At 73.5% G+C, this 2848-nt stretch carries 1 protein-coding gene; it reads left to right on the top strand.

The window, feature by feature from the left end; translation table 11 throughout:
- Positions 1 to 32: 32 nt before the first annotated feature.
- The gene (locus BJP40_RS11590; protein WP_071280295.1) at positions 33 to 2843 is read left to right on the top strand and encodes a glycosyl hydrolase; all 2811 of its coding nucleotides are present in this window, start codon (positions 33 to 35) and stop codon (positions 2841 to 2843) included.
- Positions 2844 to 2848 lie beyond the last annotated feature (5 nt).

The raw sequence follows: 2848 nt of genomic DNA, 5'->3' as shown, positions 1-2848 counted from the left end.
CCCGCCGCTCCTCATCCCCCCTGAGGTGACCCATGAGAACCCCCGGCACCCCCCGCAGCCACCCCCGAGGCACACCCCGAAGGGCCGCCCTCGCCGCGCTGGCCACCACCCTCGCCGCGCTGGGCCTCACGGGCCCCGCCGCCGTCCCGGCCTCCGCCGCCACGGTCCCCGTGGGCTCCGGCAGCTACTCCGACACCCGACCGCCCGGCACCTCTGGCCCCACCACCAACACCGGCACCCCCGTCACCCCCAAGGTCACCCCGGCCGCCCAGGGTAAGCCGGTCCCCACGAACGACTGGTGGTCGAGCCTCGCCTTCCAGCGCTACGGCGACAACCCGTACTCCACCCCCATGTACGGCCACCCCCTCACCTACCAGGCGACGGCCGCGGGCCTCGACATCGGCTACCCCACCACCCCCGCCGTCGTCGGGGACGGCCGCCAGTACGAGTACGCCCACAAGCGCGACCTCACCCTGGGGCTCACCGGCCTCAACTCGCCCGACACCAAGGCCGACTCCTGGTCCGACTGGACCGTCACCCCGTACTGGTCCGACGGCACCCGCACCCTGCGGACCACCATCGGCCACGGCCTGCCCTTCGTGTACGCCAAGGGCACGGGCGGCAGCGCCCGCGTCACCACCGCCTCCGCGCCCACGGTCTTCGCCGACCGGGGCAACGTCCTCGGCATCACCGTCGCCGGCCACCACTACGCGCTCTTCGCCCCCACCGGCACCGACTGGAACGTCTCCGGCTCCACGATCACCGCCGGCCTCGGAGGCAAGGACTACTTCTCGCTCGCCGTCCTGCCCTCCACCGGCGCCCTGTCCGCGTACCAGAAGTACGCGTACAGCTTCGTCACCGGCTCCCGCGCCGACTGGTCCGTCAGCGGCGGCACCGTCCGCGCCACCTACACGCTCACCACCCAGCCGCAGGAGGGCACGGAGACCGGCACGCTGCAGGCCCTCTACCGCCACCAGTGGCTGCACACCTCCGACGCGCTCACCCCCCACACGTACGTCTCGCCGCGCGGCACCATGAAGGTCCGCGAGTCCCGCACCTTCACCACCAGCCAGCCGGCCGCCCCCGTGCTGCCGGCGCTGCCCAGGGCGTCCGGCACGGACGCGGCACGGTTGCGCGGCCACCTCGACGCGGTCGTGAACGCCGCCGACCCCTTCTCCGGCGCCACCGACACCTACTGGACCGGCAAGGCCCTCGGCCGGCTCGCCCAACTCGTCCCCCTCGCCGACCAGATCGGCGAGACCGGCACGCGCGACCGGCTGCTGGCCCTCGTCAAGGGCCGCCTCCAGGAGTGGTTCACGGCCGGCGGAGCCTCCGAATTCAGCTACGACCGCACCTGGCGCACCCTCACCGGCTACCCCGCGTCCTTCGGCAGCGACGCCGAGCTCAACGACCACCACTTCCACTACTCGTACTACGTCCACGCCGCCGCGATCGTCGCCCAGTACGACCCCGCCTGGGCCGCCGGCTCGGCGTGGGGCGGCATGGTGAAGACCCTCATCCGGGACGCCGCCAACCCCAGCCGCACCGACTCCGCCTTCCCCTTCCTGCGCGGCTTCGACGTCTACGCCGGCCACAGCTGGGCCTCCGGCCACCAGGGATTCGCCGCCGGCAACAACCAGGAGTCGTCGTCCGAGTCCACCAACCTCAGCGCCGGCCTCGTCCTGTGGGGCGCCGCCACCGGCGACACCGCCCTGCGCGACCTCGGCAGCTACCTCCTGACCACCGAGTCCGAGGCCGTCGCCCAGTACTGGTTCGACGCCGACCAGCAGGTCTTCCCCGCTTCCTTCGGCCATGACACGGTCGGCATGGTGTGGGGCAGCGGCGCCGCCTACGCCACCTGGTGGACCGCGAACCCGGAGGAGATCCACGGCATCAACGTCCTGCCCGTGACCGCGGGCAGCTCCCTGCACCTCGCCGCCCGCAAGGACGCGATCCGCCGCAACATCGCCGAGTTGGAGCGGGAGAACGGCGGCCCCGCCGTGGAGTGGCGGGACATCCTGTGGGAGTTCCAGGCCCTCGCCGACCCGGCCGCGGCCAAGGCGAAGTGGGACGCCGGCCACGCCGCGTACACCCCGGAGCAGGGCGAGTCGAAGGCGCACACCTACCACTGGCTCACCACCCTCGACACCCTCGGCGCTCCCGACCCGTCCGTGACCGGCGACCTGGCGGCGTCGGCGGTCTTCACCAAGGGCACGACCCGCACGTACGCGGCCCACAACCACGGCTCCGCGCCCCGTACCGTCACCTTCTCCGACGGCGCGAAGCTCACCGTCCCGGCCCGCTCCACGGCCACCGGAACCGGCACCGGCGGCACCGATCCCGACCCCGACCCCGATCCGTCCACCGGCAACACCTTCGAGCTGCGCAGCGGGGGCGTCCTCACCACCGCCACCGGCGCCACACCGGGCAGCGACACCATCGCCTCGGCGGGCGGAGCCAACCACGACGGCACCCCGCACCTGCCCCTGGTGTACGAGGCCAGGAACGTGCACGGCGCCCTGAAGCCCGGGGCCGCCACGGCGTTCCGGCTCCAGGTCGACGCGGGCACCGCGGTCGCCCTCGGCCAGCAGGCCCGGGTCAGCTACGACCTCACGGGTGACGGCTCCTTCGAACGCACCGAGACCTACCACTACTTCGCGACGGACCCGGTGGCCGGGTGGGAGGAGTACAGCCAGACGCGCGGCCTCAAGTCGGCCACGGGCACCCTCGGCGACCTCCGGGGCGGCACGGTCCGCCTGGAGGTGTGGGCCGCCATCGGTGACGGCACCGCCCGCCTCGGGACGGGCGCCGACCGGTCGGTCCTGGTCATCCCGTACGCGTGACACCC

It is taken from the genome of Streptomyces sp. CC53, assembly GCF_001865245.1.
GTDB lineage: Bacteria > Actinomycetota > Actinomycetes > Streptomycetales > Streptomycetaceae > Streptomyces.
The sequence above is the reverse complement of the archived record's forward strand: the minus strand, read 5'-3'. Positions and strand labels throughout refer to the sequence as shown.